Source organism: Streptomyces sp. NPDC004732, assembly GCF_040609235.1.
GTDB lineage: Bacteria > Actinomycetota > Actinomycetes > Streptomycetales > Streptomycetaceae > Streptomyces.
The window spans coordinates 178,266-193,400 of record NZ_JBEXJR010000002.1; the positions used below are offsets into that span (position 1 = coordinate 178,266).

Consider the following 15,135-nt stretch of genomic DNA (forward strand, 5'->3'; position numbering starts at 1 on the left):
CGGCGATCCACGGGCCTCTCCGTCTCCACCCCCGCATCACTCACCTCACCCGCATACCGAAGGATCGCCCGTGTCGCTGATCGAGGACCACATCCTCGTGGGAGACCTGCAGACCGCCTGCCTCATCGACCGCACCGGCACCGCCGCGTGGTTATGCCTGCCCACATTCGAGTCCCCAGCGGTCTTCACCAGCCTGCTCGGAACCCAAAAGCACGGTGCCTGGCAGATCGCGCCCCAGGACCAGGACGCTGTACCGGAACGCCGCTACCGCGGGGACTCCCTGATCGCCGAGACGACCTGGGCGCTTCCGCACGGGGCAGTCCGTGTCCTCGACTTCATGCCGCCTCACCCCACAGGCACGCCGGGCCAGCCACAGCTCATCCGCATCGTGCAGGGAATCCGCGGCAGGGTCCGCATGGCCTCGACGCTGCGATTGCGCTTCAGCTACGGGCAGGTTGTGCCTCGACGTGACCGAGTACGGCAAGCGTTCGGCGAAACACGCGGGGTGGCCGTCGCTGGCCCAGACGCCGTCTGGCTCGACAGCGCCGTGGAGACCACCGACCGCCCGGACGGGAGCACGATCGCGGACTTCACCGTCCGAGCCGGCGAGAGCGTCGCCTTCGCCTTGACCTGGCGGGAGTCCCACCTGCCGGCCCCACCCTGCCCCGACCCGGACCAGGCCCTCGCCGCCACCACCGGGTTCTGGGAGGACTGGATAGACCGCTGCACGTACCTCGGTTCCTACCGGGAGGCGGTGATCAGGTCGCTCATAACCCTCAAGGCCAGCATCTACGCCCCGACCGGAGGAATCGTCGCCGCGCCGACGACCTCGCTGCCGGAGTGGCTGGGCGGCAACCGTAACTGGGACTACCGGTACACCTGGCTGCGTGACTCCGCGATTACCCTGTCGAGCTTCCTGCGCACCGGCTACCGCGAGGAGGCCAGCGCGTGGCGGGAGTGGCTCCTGCGCGCTGCGGCCGGCGACCCGGAGCGCCTGCAGATCATGTACAGCATCACCGGTCGCCGGGAGCTGACCGAGAGCGTCCTCAACCTGCCCGGATTCGAAGGGTCAAAGCCCGTCCGGATCGGCAACGCCGCTGCGACCCAACGGCAGTTGGACGTGTACGGCGAGGTCATCGAGACACTGCACCTGGCCCACGAGTCCGGCCTCGATCACGACGACGACGCGTACCAGCTACAGGTCGACCTCCTCAACTACTTGGCCGCGCACTGGCGAGAGCCCGACAAGGGGCTCTGGGAGGTCCGCGGACCCGACCGTCACTTCGTGCATTCGAAGATCATGGCCTGGGTGGCAGTCGACCGGATGATCCAGCACGCCGAGTCCCGTGGCGACACCGCCCCGCTCCCGCGCTGGCGCCGGTTGCGCACGACCATTCACAAAGAGGTGTGCGAACACGGCTACGACCCGGAGCGCAACACGTTCACCCAGTCCTACGGCTCGAGTGAACTCGATGCCTCGCTCCTGCTGATCCCTCAGACCGGATTCCTGCCGCCCACCGACAGGCGGGTCATCGGAACCATCGAGGCAGTCCAGCGGGAGCTGTCCACCGAGCACGGCCTCGTCCTGCGGTACCCGACCGCGGGCGCGGAAGCCGGCGTGGATGGATTGACAGGTGACGAGGGCGCCTTCCTGGCCTGCTCGTTCTGGCTCGTCGAGGCCCTGACCATGATCGGGCGTCGCGAGGAAGCCCGCGATCTGTTCGAGCAGCTGCTCGCTTTGCGTAATGACGTCGGTCTGCTCGCTGAGGAGTACGACCCTGTCGGCGGTCGGCAGCTCGGCAATTTCCCACAGGCATTCAGTCACTTCGCCCTGATCGGGGCCGCGCTCCGTCTCGTGTCGCCCGCCTCGGATAATCCGCGTGACGGTGCCGTGGCATTGGACGACGCGGGCTCGGCCACACGCACCGAAGAGCCCGCGCTCGCGGGGCGAGCCCAATGACGGGCGCCGCGAACACTTCCAACAACACCTTGAGCGGCAACGTGGGCGGCAGCGCCATCCAAGCCGGGTACATAGCGGGTGGGATCACGATTCACGAGGCACGCCACGAGCCTCCGTCACCCCGCCAGCTGCCGCCGGTCCCTGCGGCTTGGGTTGACCGTGACAGCGACTTGCGCGACTTGCACCGGCTCATCGTCGCCTCGCGCGAGCGCGGCGGGACCCAGGTCATCGGTCTGGCAGGACCGCACGGCATCGGCAAGAGCGCCTTGGCTTCCCGGGTCCTCCATGACCTTCACGAGCGCTATCCCGGCGGACAGCTCCACCTGGACGTACGCAGCTACGAACCCGAGGGCGCGCGCTCCACCACCGATGCTCTCGGCCAACTCCTACGGGCCCTACGATCCGGCCCCTTGCCCGCGGTCGAGCCTGAACTGATCGCCTGGTGGAGGTCCGCGACTGCTTCCAGAGAGCCCCTGTGTCTGCTTCTCGACAACGTCGCCGATGCCGCCACCGTGCGGCTCCTCCTGCCGGGCGGCAACGGCCACCTGGTCGTCGTCACGAGCCATGACCCCCTCGTCGAACTCGCCGGCGACGGGGCGAGCCTGCACGGGCTGGGCCCGCTGCCCCCGGACGCCGCGCGCGCCTACCTGATCCGATGTGTTGGCGAAGAGCGGCTTCGTGCCGAGCCACAGCCGACGGCGCACCTCGTGCAGCTCTCGGCCGGTGTGCCGCAGGCCCTTCACCTGACCGTCGCCCAGCTCGTCCGCCACCCCGACCGGCCTGTGTCCAGCGTGGTCCGTTCGCTGCTCGACAGCCAACGGCGCACGGCTCTCGTACATCCGCCTCTTCGCCTTCCCGGAGCGATCGTGACCACCCACCTCGACACCGCTTACGCCGGCCTGTCGCGCGATGCCGCACGCGCCTATCGCCGGATGGGGCTGCTGCCCGTTCTCGACATCGACGCTTCGTTGACCGCCACCATTCTCGATGTCCCGCCCGACGACGCGGCCTACGCCCTGGAGTCCTTGCAGGCAGTCCAGCTGCTGGAGCAGGCCACCCCACACGACCTGCGTGGCCCGGTCTACCGCTGGCCTTCTGCGGAGGTTCGTCAGCACGCTCGGCAGCACGCCTTGGCCGAAGCAACCGACGGTGAGACAGACGAAGTTCTACGTCGGGCCCTGGGCTGGGCGCTGGCCGCGACCTCCGCCGCCGACACTCTCATTACGCCCACGCACTGCCTGTCCGTGCCCGATTCACGCCACCGCCCCGCGCACCCGGTCACCTTCGAGACGAAGCGCATGGCCATGTCCTGGTTGAAGGCACAGGCCGACAGCGTCCTGGCCCTGATCCGTGCCGCCCACTCCAGCACGGAGTACTCGTTCGCCTGGCGGATCACGTACGCCCTCTGGCCGTGGTGGCGGTCCGACCGCCGGTACGGCGAATGGATCGAGATCCACCGGCTCGCCCTGGACGCCGTGCAACGCTGCCAGGAGCCGCACGCCGAGTGGCGCCTCCTCAACACTCTCGGGCTCGCGCTGCGCGGCACGGGCGCCTTCGACGAAGCCATCGGCGTGTTCGCCCGGGTGCGCGAGATGGCAACCCGCGTCGACGAGGGGCTCGGCGTCGCCCAGGCGCTGCACGAAATCGGCGCCACCTACGTCGATGCGAAACAGCCGCAGGAAGCTGTGCCGTACCTAGAGGAGGCCGTCGAGCAGCGGCTTGATCTGGGCTACAGCCGCGGGGTCGCCCTCACCGAGATCCTCCTCGGCCAGATCGCCGTCAGCAGCGGTGACTACCAGAAGGCCGGCACCGTCTTCTCGCACGCGCGTGATCTGCTGCTCGACGCCAGAGACGAGCACGACGCCGCCCGCGCGCTGGCCTGGCGAGGCCGTACGAGCATGCTCGCCGGCGACATCAGTGCCGCCGAGCACGACCTTCGCACCGCAAATGCCGAGTTCGCCGAGGCGGAGGCTCCCTCGTGGCTGGCACACACCATCGAATGGCTCGGCGAGGCAGCCCAACAGGACCGGCGCCCCCAGGACGCGCAGGCCCTGTACGCCCAAGCACTCGACCTCTACGTGCCGCTAAGCGCTCACGATGCCGACCGGCTGCGCGAGAGGCTCCGCACCCTCGCCTGATCTGTCACCGACGTCCACGTCGGCGCGCGGCATCCCACGCGCCACCCCTCCGCCCCAGCGAGCAAGTGAGGTACCACAATGAGTCGTTCAATTCTCGCGCTGGCCGCCACCATCGCAGCCGCCACGACCGTGCGCACGATCCAACAGCACCGCCAGCACAGGCAGCTGCTGGAGCTGGAAATACACAAAGCCCACGGCCGCATGCTTCAAGTCGCCACGACTCATCCGGATTTGGACCCGATCTGGGTACGCAACTACCCCGAGCACGTCAAGCAGGAGGAATCGGGGGCACTCCTGATGTGCCAGTGGTGGCTCGAGTTCTGGCGCACGGGCCTCAATCTCGGCGTACACACGCCCAACGTACTCCGCGAGAACGCCACGAGCTTCATGACTGACCCCACCGGCCTCAAGGCATGGGCCTTGACCCGCCACAGGCGTGCTGGGCAGTCCCGGAACCGGCGCGACCGGATCCACGTCGGGCTGCTCAACGCTGCCTACGAAGAGGCCGGCGGCCCCGGCCAGTACCCCGACAGCGAGCTCAAGCCGGCCTCGGCGCTCTAGTCCCCGCCGCCGAGCCTCTGCCGCCCATCCCCGAATTCCGACCAACGTCATCCACGAGGTCTGACATGTGCCAACACTCCCCGACTTGTCCACCCGCCAGCAGACCTGACCGCGACGCCGCACACGTCGCTGCAGCCTGGCACGAGCAGGGCTGGAGCCTGCTTTGCAACGGCATCCTGCGCTTTGAGGACACCGGAGAGCTGCTCCCCGACGGGCAGATCATCGCCCCGAACCGTGCCCCCGTTGCCGGTCAGGTGATGGCCGCGTGAAGGACGAACAGAGGGTCCGGCGCCCTTGCCTCCATCTGCTCGCGCGGCCTGACATGGGCCGCTCGCAGCCGAGGTCAGGTGGCGCCGACGAACGCGTGCGAAGTCGTCGAGGGCTGCTGGCTCCGGCCGCCGCCCCGAGATCACTCGTAGGACCACTGCTGGCCGGTGCCGCGGTATTCCTCAACAGGAATCGGGACTACGCCGGCGCGCATGCGCTCGCGGTACAGGACACCGTCGAGGTGGTCGATCTCGTGGCGGACCAGGCGGCTCATGCCACGGGAGAAGCGGGACAGCCGCGTCGCTCCGTCAACGTCGGTGTGCGCGACGACGATGCTCAGGGCCCTGGGAACAAGCCCGCGGACATCGAAGAAGGACAAGCACCCTTCGTACTGCTCGTCCTCCTCTTCGGATACCTCCGTGACGGTGGCGTTCAGCAGCTCGATGGGCGCGGCACCGGCCTCCGGGGGGAACACCAGGGCTGCGGACCGGTCGATGCCGATCTGCGGAGCCGCAATACCCATTCCCTTGCCGAACGTGTGCAGCTGGCGGACACGGTCGACGGCTGCGTGCAGTTCACGCAAGACGCGCCGGGCCTCGTCGGCTTCGGCAGGCAGGTCGAAGGGGCGGGCAGCGCGGGCGAGGACTGGGTTGCCTTCTTGGACGATGCCGGCGTTGGCCATCGCCTGGCTCGCGGAGAGCGTGTTCACTGGGTCGTTCACTTCCGTGTCTGTGACGTTCTTGAGGCGCCATTCCAGGCGGAAACGGGCGTGCAGGGGTGGATCGACCGTGGCCCAGGAGAAGACCGACTGGCCTCCCCTCTCTGTACGTTGGGGCGGTGTGCGCAGCGGCGCGAAATCCGCGCTCATGGACGTCTCGGTGCCCCATACGGTCGGCTCGGCATCGCGCGGGAAGGCAAGTTCCACGGCGAGGCGGCGGGTGGGAAGCCTGACGGCTCTCTGGAACCAGGGGCCCCATTTCTCGGCACCGACGGAGTACGAGTAGGTGATCTCCGCCTCCTGGCCCGGGTACAACGGGAATCGGCTGGTGGGGCTCTGGAACTGGAGCCAGACCTCTTTGAACGCGTCGCGGTCATGCTTCACGGTCCAGCCCATTGGCTCGGTTCCACAGTGCGCCGTGAGGCCCAGCTCCTCCCACGTGAGCGGGTTGCGCCGGTACAGCGCGTTGGAGCGCTCCGGTTCGGCGGGGAAGCGGTCCACGGCGATGCGGACAAGGTAGCGGGTGACCGGCTCGCTTCCGTGATTGCGCAGGAGCCTGCGCATCTTCAGGTGGAAGACGCGGCCGTCGTAGCTCAGTGCCGCCTCGTCCTCCAGGACCAGCAGCCCCGTGCCGGACGGAGGGTCGGTCTGCTCGGCCGCATGCGGCGAAGCGTCGGTGCGCTGCCATGCCTGCCACAGAGCACCGCCGGCGTCGAGTTCGGCGTCGGCTCGGCGGGCGAGCTGGGAACTGCCGTGTTCACGGCCGGCCTCCATGTGACTGACGTACGAGGGGTCGATGCTGAGACGGCCCGCGAGGGCTGCCTTCGACAGACCTCGCACCGTGCGCCAGTGCGTGAGTTCGGCAGCGAAGGTGCCCCGCTCCTCGCTCTCCAAGGCGGCAGTCCTTTCCGGGAGTTGAGGAAGATCGTGAGTGAGTGCTCCTCATGGTCGCCTCATCCTGCCCGCCAGGAGCCCAATGGTGCTAGGCGGCGGCCCCGGTCGCACTCGTGGGCGCCGCGCCCGCCGCCTCCACCTGTCGCTGCGGCGACCTCGTCCGACAGCCGCCCCTCACCGAGGGCGGACTCACTCCACTTCCTCGCGCTGGATCGCGTGGGGGATCTCGAAGGGTTCGGAGATGACTGGGCATGTGCCGCGTCACGCGGTCGTGATTGCTTCCGGCGGGCTGGACAGCACCGCCGCGGCGTACCTGCTGGCCTCACAGGGGTCCAGCGTGAGCTTGCTGTCCTTCGACTACGGCCAGCGCCACCGCAAGGAGCTGGAGAGCGCGGCCCGTATCGCCGCCCTGCTGGACGCCGCACATGAGGTGGTCGACTTGACCAGCGTCGGGCGCCTGCTGGGCGGGTCTGCCCTGACGGACACCGGGGTCGCGGTGCCGGATGGCCACTACAGCGACGAATCCATGCGGATCACAGTCGTGCCGAACCGCAACGCGATCATGCTGGAGGTGGCCGCTGGAGTGGCCGTCGCATCCAAGGCGGACGCGGTGGCCTTCGGGGCGCATGCGGGCGACCACTTCATCTATCCGGACTGCCGCCCGGAGTTCTTCGAGAAGCTGGCCGCCTCGATCAGGGCCGGCAACGAGGGCTTCCTGGCAGAAGGTTTCCAGCTGGTGGCGCCGTTCCTCAATGTCACCAAGGCAGACATCGTGGAGACGGCCGCGGAACTGCAGGTGCCATTCGAGCTGACATGGTCCTGCTACAAGGGCGGCGAGGTCCACTGCGGCACGTGCGGCACATGCACCGAGCGGCGTGAGGCGTTCGCCCTCGCGGAAGTCCCCGATCCGACCGCGTACGCCGCGGGGGTGGCCCGGTGACCGCGCTCGCAGGCCGGTACCGGATCGGAAAGCAGTTCTCCTTCGATGCCGCCCACCAGCTGGCGGGCCTGCCCGAGGAGCACAAGTGCGCCCGGATGCACGGCCATACGTACACAGTCGAGATCGTCCTGACCTCCGACGGATTGAGTAGCCCTGGCTTCGTCACCGACTTCGGAGACCTCGCCCCGGTGAAGACGTTCATCGACGACGTCCTAGACCACCGGGTGCTGAACGAGGTCCTGCCCGTCGAGCCGACGTCGGAGAACCTCGCGCGCTTCTTCGCCGAGTGGTTCATCGAGCACGTCGAGACGGCGGTCGCTGGCCACCTGGAGAAGGTGCGGGTGTCGGAAACCCCGTCGTCGTGGGCGGAGTTCGAGGTGATCCGGGGATGAACGCGGGCGCGCTGCACTTACTGGGCCAAGCGGCTGTCGACGACCGGGGACTGTTCATAGCCGAGACATTTGGGCCGACGTTCCAGGGCGAGGGCCCGTCGATCGGGCGTCAGGCTGTGTTCATTCGGCTGAGCCACTGCAATCTGTCCTGCGGTCAGGGCCGGGGGGCCCGGTGGTCCTGCGACACCGCGTACACCTGGGACTTCAAGACATATAACCCGCAGGATCCGAAGATCAGGCGCCGCGTCACGCTGGACGAGCTGATCGCGTGGGTCCTGGCCCATCCGGGCGCGCTCGTTGTGATCACCGGAGGCGAGCCGTTCGTCCAGGGCGTGGCGCTGGAGCGTCTGGTGGCCGGCCTGCACGCGGCGGGCCGGGAGGTCGAGATCGAGACGAACGGAACGCTGATCCCGAACGAGGCGGTCGTCGCGGCCGTGGACGCGTTCAACGTGTCCCCGAAGCTGGCCGCTGCCGGTGGTCGCGAGGTGATGCGCATAGTCCCTGCGGCGCTCGACGCATTCGTCGCGTCGGGCAAAGCCCGCTTCAAGTTCGTGGTGTGCGACGTAGCGGAGTTCATGGAGATCGCCCAGCTCGTCGAGCGGTTCGCGATGGACGAAGTCTGGGTGATGCCCGAGGGCACGTCCTCCGATGCTGTGCGCCAAGGGCTGCGGACGATCGCGAAGGAGACGCTGGCGCGTGGCTGGAATCTCAGCCCTCGGCTGCACGTGGAACTGTGGGAGGACGAGCGTGGCCGCTGAAACGACAACGCCTGGGTGGGGCCGTCGTTCCCACTCTCCCCGGCCGCGCGTGTTGGGAAGCGGCCACCAAGGGGAGGGCGGGATCGTTCCAGCCACCCAGGCTTCCCCCACTGTAGCGCCCAACTCGCCTTCTGCGTCTGCTCATTCACTGATGCCGTTCCTGATCGAGCCGGCACACCTCAAGCGGGCGGCAAGGGAATGCATGCGTCGGGCTTCCTCTCCGGGGGCCGACGGGCTGAGCTGGGCAGGGTTCCGCACCGGGCTGAGAGAGCGCCTCGACGAACTGGGCGAGCAGTTGCACCACGGCACCTGGCAGCCCGGTCCGCTGAGGGCGTCGCACGTGGTGGCGTACACGGGCAAGCACATCGACACGGTGATCCCGACGGTCCGCGACCGGGTGGTTCACCGGGCGATGCGCCGCGCCGTCGAGCCGGTACTCGACCAGACCGCGTTCGCGCCGTGGGTCTCGGGCTTCCGCCGGGGCCGCAATCGGCTCACTTCGCTGCGCCAGTCCGCCGTGCACCTCGCCCAGGGGCGGACGTGGGTGGTCGACGTCGATGTTCAACAGGCGTCGGCCGGCGCGCGGTCGGAAGAGGTCGTCGACTGGCTGTCTGCACACGTCCACGACGGCACGTTCCTCTCTCGGGTACGCACCGCCCTTGAGGTATTGCCTGACCCGATCGTGCCGGGGTGCGGGCTGAGCCCGCTCCTCCTCAATCTGCGGCTGTCCCAGGTGGACGCACAGTTGCAGGGGCTCACGGTGGTCCGTTTCGCCGACAACTTCTGCCTCTTCGCCGAGAGCCGTAGCGACGCCGAGTACGCGTACGGCGTGCTGGTGACCTCGCTCGCCGCTGTGGGCCTGCGCCCACACCCGGAGAAGAGCCGCATCCGCTCCTCGGCCCACGCCGAGGACCTGTTCCTGATCAGTGGGTGACCGGCATGCCCCAGACCTCGATGACCGCTCTCGTCGACTCGGCGGGAGCCACGGTCCGCTGGGTTCGGGTCGAGGGCGGCGTGTGCCGCTTCGGCGATCAGCAGCGCCCCATCCGGGTGCGCACCCTGGAATGGACGCGGACCGTACTCACCCCCGCCCAACTCGCCTGCGGATGGGACGAGAGGCCCCTGACGGGCTTCACCCAACAGGACGCTGCGGCCCTTGCCCGAGCGATGGGCGGGCGTCTGCCCCGCTCGGTCGAATGGGAGTGGGCGGCCTCCGGCCACACGTGCCGCATCTACCCCTGGGGTGATGAGGAGCCCACGCCGCAGCGAGCCAACCTGCGTGACGGTCCAGGCGATACGACGCCCGTCGGGGCGTACCCCGCCGGCGCGACACCGGAGGGGCTGCTGGATATGGCCGGCAACGTCTGGGAGTGGACCAGCAGCAGCACCCTCGGTAACGGGTCCATCATTCGAGGCGGCTCCCACGGTTCCCCAGCCCTGTACGCCAGGTCGACCTTCCTCAACGCCGCCCCGGCCGAACTCGAGTCGGACGGCATCGGGTTCCGGGTGGTGCGTGAACCGTGAGCACGCCGCTGCCCGGGACCATGGTCCTTGCCGGATGCTCGCGCCGGAAGACGGACGCGCACATCCCCCTTCCCGCTCTGAACCTGTACGCCGGCGGCATCGCGCCACAGCTGCGGAAACGCGTTGGTGCGCACCCTGCCCTGCGCCAGCGCGTCTTCTTTCTGTCCGCCCGGCACGGCCTGGTCAGCGCCGACACCCCCCTGCTGCCCTACGACCAGCCGCTCACCGCCGAGCAGGCCGCAGCTCTGCGACCAGAGGTGCACCGCAAGCTGCGTTGGCGCATTGATGCGCTCGGTGTCCCGGCCCGGCTCCTGGTCGTCGCGGAGCCGCTCTACCTGGTCCTGGTCGCCGACCTGCTCGCCGACGAAGACCGCCCGCTCGTGCACTGGATCCCCGACCCACGCGGCTGGTCGCAGGCCGCCGCCGTACTCGACGAATGGAACTGGCCGTGACCATCACCCTTGCCGAAACCCTGGCCACCCGCCCCAACGACCACAGCACGCTGCGCGCCGAGTTCGAAGCGCGCAGCGGTCTGTCCTGGCACGCCCCCACCCCCGCTGCTCTGGCAGCCGGCCGGGCCGTGTCGGTCGTCATCCCCGCTCGCAACACCGAACACTCACTGCGCCCCGTGCTCGACGCGCTCGCCGTGCAGGACACCAGCGGCTCCGTGGAGATCATCGTCGTCGATGACGCCTCCAGTGACGCGACTGCCGAAATCGCCGCGGGCCACCCCGCCGTCGACGTGCTAGCCCGGCTCCCCGAGCCGTGCGGCGCCGCTGCGGCACGGAACGCGGGCACCGCACTCGCGACCGCCGACACCGTCGTCTTCTTGGACGCGGACATGGTGATCGCGCCTCATGTCCTTGCCGACATGGCCGCCCGCAGCGGACCGGACACCGTACTCGTGGGCTTTCGGCACAACGCGCCCTACACACCCGCCCTCGACGGCAGCAGCCAAGTACCTGCTGGAACTGCAGACTTGACCGCCGACCACCGTGTCACCTGGCGCAGCTCGGGCGGTCCGCAGCTGTACACCGGTGTCGTCCTGGACGGCCCCACCACCGGCCATCCGCTGGAGGAAACCGAGGACTTCCAGAAGCTCGGCTACGGGGCCACATATCTGGACTGGGACCTCCCGCGCATGGTCGTCACCGCCCTGCTGGCCGTGCCGCGCGCCAAAGTGCTTGAGGTCGGCGGCTTTGATCCGGCCTTCGGCCGCATCGGCTGGGGAATGGAGGACACCCACATCGGCGCCGCCCTGATCGCAGCAGGAACCCTGGTCGTGCCGCTGCGGCAGTGCGTCGGTTTCCACCTCGACCCACCAGACGCCAGCGACCAGTGGCGCAGCAAGCTCGCCAGCTGGCCGGACACGCTCGCCTACTACCGCATGCTGCTCGACGGCCCCGCCCCTTCGGGCCGAGCCGCGTCCTTCCAGAACTCCACCGAGCAGGTCCTGGCCCAGTCCGAGGTGATCACACGATGACTGTCAGGATCTTCGCGGCGGACGTCTTGGGTGGCACACCCCTGGTGTACGACCCGGCCACGGAACTCACCCACGTGCCCGGCCGCCACCTCGCCACCGGGCGACTGCTGCTGGACGACGCGGAGGTGGCCGCATGGCCCACCACCTCTCAGCGGCAGGTGGCCACCCACCTCCCCTTCAACATCTGCTGGTCACCGCTCGTCCGCTGCAATCTGGAGTGCCCGCAGTGCCTCGACGACAAGACGCTCACCGAGAGCGGCGGCGCCGACCGCGAGCGGATCGCTCACATCCTCGCCACGTGCGGCACCCTCGGCATCGACATCTCGGGGGGAGAAGCGCTGCTACTGCGTCGCCTGCCCGACCTGCTGAAGTCCTGTGCCAGCCAGGGAGCCGCGGTCAGTTGTACGACCAACGGCTGGCACCTGCAGCGCCGAGCAGGCGAGCTCGCCCCGGCCGTGGACGCAGTGCGCGTCAGCTTTGACGGGCCCGACGCCGCCTCCCACGACCACTGGCGGGGCAGCGGCAGCTTCGATCGGGCGGTGGCCGGCGTCCGGGCTGCGGTCGCTCTCAATGTGCCGGTACAGCTGCACGCGGTCCTGATGCAGTCCACCGCCCACCGCGCCCAATCGGTCGCTGACCTAGCCGCCGAACTCGGTGCTGTCGGCGTCACCTTCCTGCAGATGCTGCCGATCGGGGACGGGGCCAACCTCGCCGCGACTGAGATGATCAACGACGCTGACGCCGAGCGCATCGTGGCGTCAGTACAGGCGCCGGACGGGGTGCGCGTGCGGCTTCGGACCCGAGAACTGGCCGAGGGCTTCACCGTGGTGCGTGCCGACGGCCAGGTGTACCGCAATGTGCACGGCGCCACCGACATCCAGCCCACGCACCCCCTGGTGTTCGCCGCTGATCTGCACCTGCCCGTCTCCGAGGGGGCCCACTCATGACGGCCGCGCAGGCGCAACGAGTATTCCGTCACCGCACCACCTACCTCCTGACTTCCCAGGCGCACCAGGCGGCGCTCACGCTCCTCACCGAGGCTGTCGTCGATGCCGGGACGACCGCTGCTGTGATCGGGATCGCGGGCGGCGGAAGGACGCCGGCCGAGGAGATAGCCGCTCGGCTCGACGTTCCCGTGTGCCATGTCGAGGCGAGGCACAACAGCTCCGACGCGCTCTATACCCAAGCCACCGGCACGGTGGCGGTGAGCATCCCGGACGGATTTCCCGACGCCCTGGGCGGTCGCATCCTCCTGGTCGACGACATCTGTGGCACCGGAGCCACCTTCACCGCCGTCACCGGCGCACTCGGTCCTCGCCTGGCACGGGGCGCCCACGTGGAAACGGTCGCCCTGTGCCGCAACGTGGGCAGTCCTGTGCGCCCCGACTGGTGGGTCTGGGACGTGGACGACTGGGTGGTCTTCCCGTGGGAGCCCCGTCCCGAAATTGCGGTCTATCCGCTGCCTTCTCCCGAGAGGATCCGCACGCCATGACCGAGGCCCCCTCGACACCGCGCGGCGTCGTCTTCGTCCTCGCCTCCTGGCGGATGGATGCTCCTGCCGGCATCGAACGCGCCACGGCGGCGCTCGCCACCGGCCTGGCCCAGACTGGGCACCGCGTGGCTATCGCCACCGCGGTGCCCCAAGAGGGCGAGCCTGCCCTCGGCGGTGTTGCCGTTGAACTGCTCGATCTTCCGGTGACGTTCCCGTGCGACGACGATGTCCTGCGCGAGGCCATCGTGAAGGGCGAGGACAAGCTCCAGGCCCGGCTGTGGGAGATCATCGCCCGGCATCGCGCCGATACCGTCGTCTTCACCGACGCTCTGTGGGGACTCGGAAGGCTGGCCGCTGACCTGCCCGACGGTGTCCGCCGAGTGCTCGCCGCGCATGTCCTGCCCAACGTAGAGGACGCGCCCGCTGCACTGTCCCGCGCGGACAGGGTGATCATTCCGTCGCCGGTGGTGCAGGCCGAAGCCGACGTGGCGGGGTGGCCGACCCGCGGTTGGCGCGTAGTACCCAACGCGCTCCTTCATCCGCTGCCCGAGCCTCCGGACGACGCCATCATCGAGCAACGCCGATCCTCACCGGTGCGGATCCTGGCCCGCCTCGGCCACGAGAAGGGACTCGTCCCGCTGCTGACAGCTGCGGCTGGCTGGAGCCGGCGCCTGGAGGTGATGGTCGCGCACGCCGGGTTCGAGGACGCGCGCGGATCCCAAGTCCGGCTCCTGAAGGAATGCCGTCGCCTCGTGGCAGCCGCGCCGAACATCACCCTGTTCGAGCAGGGCCTGGCCTGGCACGAAGTACCCGGCTGGCTCGCCGGCGCCGCCGTGGTAATCGTTCCTTCGGAGAAGGAGACCTTCGGCCTGGTCGCCCTGGAAGCGATGAGCGTGGGCACGCCCGTGGTGAGCTACCCGGTTGGGAACCTCCCCGCACTCCTCGAACAGAGTTCCCCGGAGCGGCAGTTGACGGGCGACGCACGGCGCGACCCCAACACGCTCCTCGAAGCTGCCGATGTACTCCTGGGCGATCCGATAGCCTACGGGCGAACTGCAAAGGCCATGTACCACCTGGCTCAGGACTACAGGCCCGACCGAATCGCCCTGCAATTTTCTAAGGCGGTGTCGTGATGGGTGCTGTAGCCACCCCGTCTCGCTCCTCAGTAGCCCCCCTCTTCCTCGTCGACGGCTTCAACGTGCTGTGGCGCGGTCACTTCGGCTTCCCCGCCCCGATCTACTCGCGGGACAAGCAACGCAACCTCACCGGCCTCTTCGCGTTCTTCGCCCTGCTGCGGGTGACCCTTCGCGACGACCTGGACACGGGACCTGCCGAGGTGTGCGTCGTCCTCGACGGGGAGCACGGCAGCGCCGAGCGCAAGGAAGCCGACGCGGGATACAAGGCGAACCGGGAAGAGACCCCGGCCGCCTTGGAGCCGCTGCAGTTCCTGGCGCCGATGAAGGAAGCGCTGACCGCGTACGGGATCGCCTGGGTGGAGATCGACGACGCTGAGGCCGACGACGTCGTCGGCACCCTCGTGAACCGCTACCCGGACCGGACCATCCGCATCATGAGCGCCGACCAGGACTACTACCAGCTCCTACAGGGCGAGCGTGTCCGCATCATCAACCGGGCACGCCACGCCGCCAAGCGGATCATCACCGATACCGAGGTCCACGAACGCTACGGCGTCACCCCCGCCCAGTGGCCCGACTACCGCGCCCTGACCGGCGACAAGTCGGACAACATGCCCGGAGTCAAGGGCATCGGCGCCAAGACCGCCGCCGGCCTACTCGCCGACGGTCTCACCCTCGACGACCTGGCCTCCAGCGGCCGACTCGCCGGCACGAAGGGCGCCGCCGTCGAGGCGGCGTGGCAGGACGTGCTGCGCTGGCGCGCACTGAGCCGGATGCGCCTCGACGTCCCCATCACCTGGCAGGCCACTGGCCGGCCGAGCCCCGCCCTGCCGAAGCCGGCAGATGTGATCGAGAAGCTGGGGATGTGGTGA

Annotated in this window: 16 protein-coding genes; 15 read left to right on the forward strand and 1 reads right to left on the reverse strand. The window is 69.0% G+C overall.

Annotated features, from left to right (window positions below; translation table 11 throughout):
* The first annotated feature begins 70 nt into the window (after positions 1–70).
* The 4 genes from ABZV77_RS05255 to ABZV77_RS05270 all read left to right on the forward strand — a co-directional run bounded on the left by ABZV77_RS05255 (position 71) and on the right by ABZV77_RS05270 (position 4,928).
* On the forward strand, positions 71–1,960 hold the full coding sequence (locus ABZV77_RS05255) for a glycoside hydrolase family 15 protein (RefSeq protein ID WP_356250512.1): 1,890 nt from the start codon (positions 71–73) through the stop codon (positions 1,958–1,960).
* A 170-nt stretch (positions 1,961–2,130) separates the two neighbouring features.
* Positions 2,131–4,098 carry a tetratricopeptide repeat protein gene (locus ABZV77_RS05260; RefSeq protein ID WP_356250514.1) on the forward strand — a complete coding sequence of 656 codons (1,968 nt, stop codon included), beginning with the start codon at positions 2,131–2,133 and terminating at the stop codon, positions 4,096–4,098.
* Positions 4,099–4,176: 78 nt separating this feature from the next.
* The gene (locus ABZV77_RS05265) at positions 4,177–4,659 is read left to right on the forward strand and encodes a DUF6082 family protein (RefSeq protein ID WP_356250516.1); all 483 of its coding nucleotides are present in this window, start codon (positions 4,177–4,179) and stop codon (positions 4,657–4,659) included.
* A 65-nt stretch (positions 4,660–4,724) separates the two neighbouring features.
* Positions 4,725–4,928 (forward strand): DUF5999 family protein, encoded by a 204-nt coding sequence (locus ABZV77_RS05270; protein WP_356250518.1) that lies wholly within the window; start codon positions 4,725–4,727, stop codon positions 4,926–4,928.
* Between the two features lie 140 nt (positions 4,929–5,068).
* Here the strand turns inward: ABZV77_RS05270 and ABZV77_RS05275 are convergent, their stop codons facing one another.
* Positions 5,069–6,538, reverse strand: a complete 1,470-nt coding sequence (locus ABZV77_RS05275; protein WP_356250520.1) for a peptide deformylase — start codon at positions 6,536–6,538, stop codon at positions 5,069–5,071.
* Positions 6,539–6,779: 241 nt separating this feature from the next.
* On the opposite strand from ABZV77_RS05275, the gene queC reads away from it, so the two are divergent.
* The 11 genes from queC to ABZV77_RS05330 all read left to right on the forward strand — a co-directional run bounded on the left by queC (position 6,780) and on the right by ABZV77_RS05330 (position 15,135).
* Positions 6,780–7,478 (forward strand): 7-cyano-7-deazaguanine synthase QueC, encoded by a 699-nt coding sequence (gene queC / locus ABZV77_RS05280; RefSeq protein WP_356250522.1) that lies wholly within the window; start codon positions 6,780–6,782, stop codon positions 7,476–7,478.
* On the forward strand, positions 7,475–7,870 hold the full coding sequence (locus tag ABZV77_RS05285; protein ID WP_356250524.1) for a 6-carboxytetrahydropterin synthase: 396 nt from the start codon (positions 7,475–7,477) through the stop codon (positions 7,868–7,870). The genes queC and ABZV77_RS05285 overlap by 4 nt, the downstream gene beginning before the upstream one ends.
* Positions 7,867–8,628 carry a 7-carboxy-7-deazaguanine synthase QueE gene (locus ABZV77_RS05290; protein ID WP_356250525.1) on the forward strand — a complete coding sequence of 254 codons (762 nt, stop codon included), beginning with the start codon at positions 7,867–7,869 and terminating at the stop codon, positions 8,626–8,628. Before ABZV77_RS05285 ends, ABZV77_RS05290 begins: the two co-directional genes overlap by 4 nt.
* 202 nt (positions 8,629–8,830) lie before the next feature.
* A complete protein-coding gene (locus ABZV77_RS05295) occupies positions 8,831–9,562 on the forward strand; it encodes a reverse transcriptase domain-containing protein (protein WP_356250527.1) in 732 nt (243 codons plus the stop codon).
* Positions 9,563–9,567: 5 nt separating this feature from the next.
* Positions 9,568–10,152: a formylglycine-generating enzyme family protein gene (locus ABZV77_RS05300; protein ID WP_356250529.1), complete on the forward strand. Its 585-nt coding sequence runs from the start codon at positions 9,568–9,570 to the stop codon at positions 10,150–10,152.
* Entirely contained in the window at positions 10,149–10,604 is a 456-nt protein-coding gene (locus ABZV77_RS05305; protein ID WP_356250531.1) for a DUF6884 domain-containing protein, read from the forward strand. Before ABZV77_RS05300 ends, ABZV77_RS05305 begins: the two co-directional genes overlap by 4 nt.
* Positions 10,601–11,635: a glycosyltransferase gene (locus ABZV77_RS05310; RefSeq protein ID WP_356250533.1), complete on the forward strand. Its 1,035-nt coding sequence runs from the start codon at positions 10,601–10,603 to the stop codon at positions 11,633–11,635. The genes ABZV77_RS05305 and ABZV77_RS05310 overlap by 4 nt, the downstream gene beginning before the upstream one ends.
* Complete coding sequence (locus ABZV77_RS05315; protein ID WP_356250535.1) at positions 11,632–12,582, forward strand: radical SAM protein; 951 nt, start codon at positions 11,632–11,634, stop codon at positions 12,580–12,582. The genes ABZV77_RS05310 and ABZV77_RS05315 overlap by 4 nt, the downstream gene beginning before the upstream one ends.
* Positions 12,579–13,127: a phosphoribosyltransferase family protein gene (locus ABZV77_RS05320; protein WP_356250537.1), complete on the forward strand. Its 549-nt coding sequence runs from the start codon at positions 12,579–12,581 to the stop codon at positions 13,125–13,127. The genes ABZV77_RS05315 and ABZV77_RS05320 overlap by 4 nt, the downstream gene beginning before the upstream one ends.
* Positions 13,124–14,260, forward strand: coding sequence for a glycosyltransferase family 4 protein (locus tag ABZV77_RS05325; protein WP_356250539.1), 1,137 nt, complete (start codon positions 13,124–13,126; stop codon positions 14,258–14,260). The genes ABZV77_RS05320 and ABZV77_RS05325 overlap by 4 nt, the downstream gene beginning before the upstream one ends.
* A complete protein-coding gene (locus ABZV77_RS05330; RefSeq protein WP_356250541.1) occupies positions 14,260–15,135 on the forward strand; it encodes a 5'-3' exonuclease H3TH domain-containing protein in 876 nt (291 codons plus the stop codon). Before ABZV77_RS05325 ends, ABZV77_RS05330 begins: the two co-directional genes overlap by 1 nt.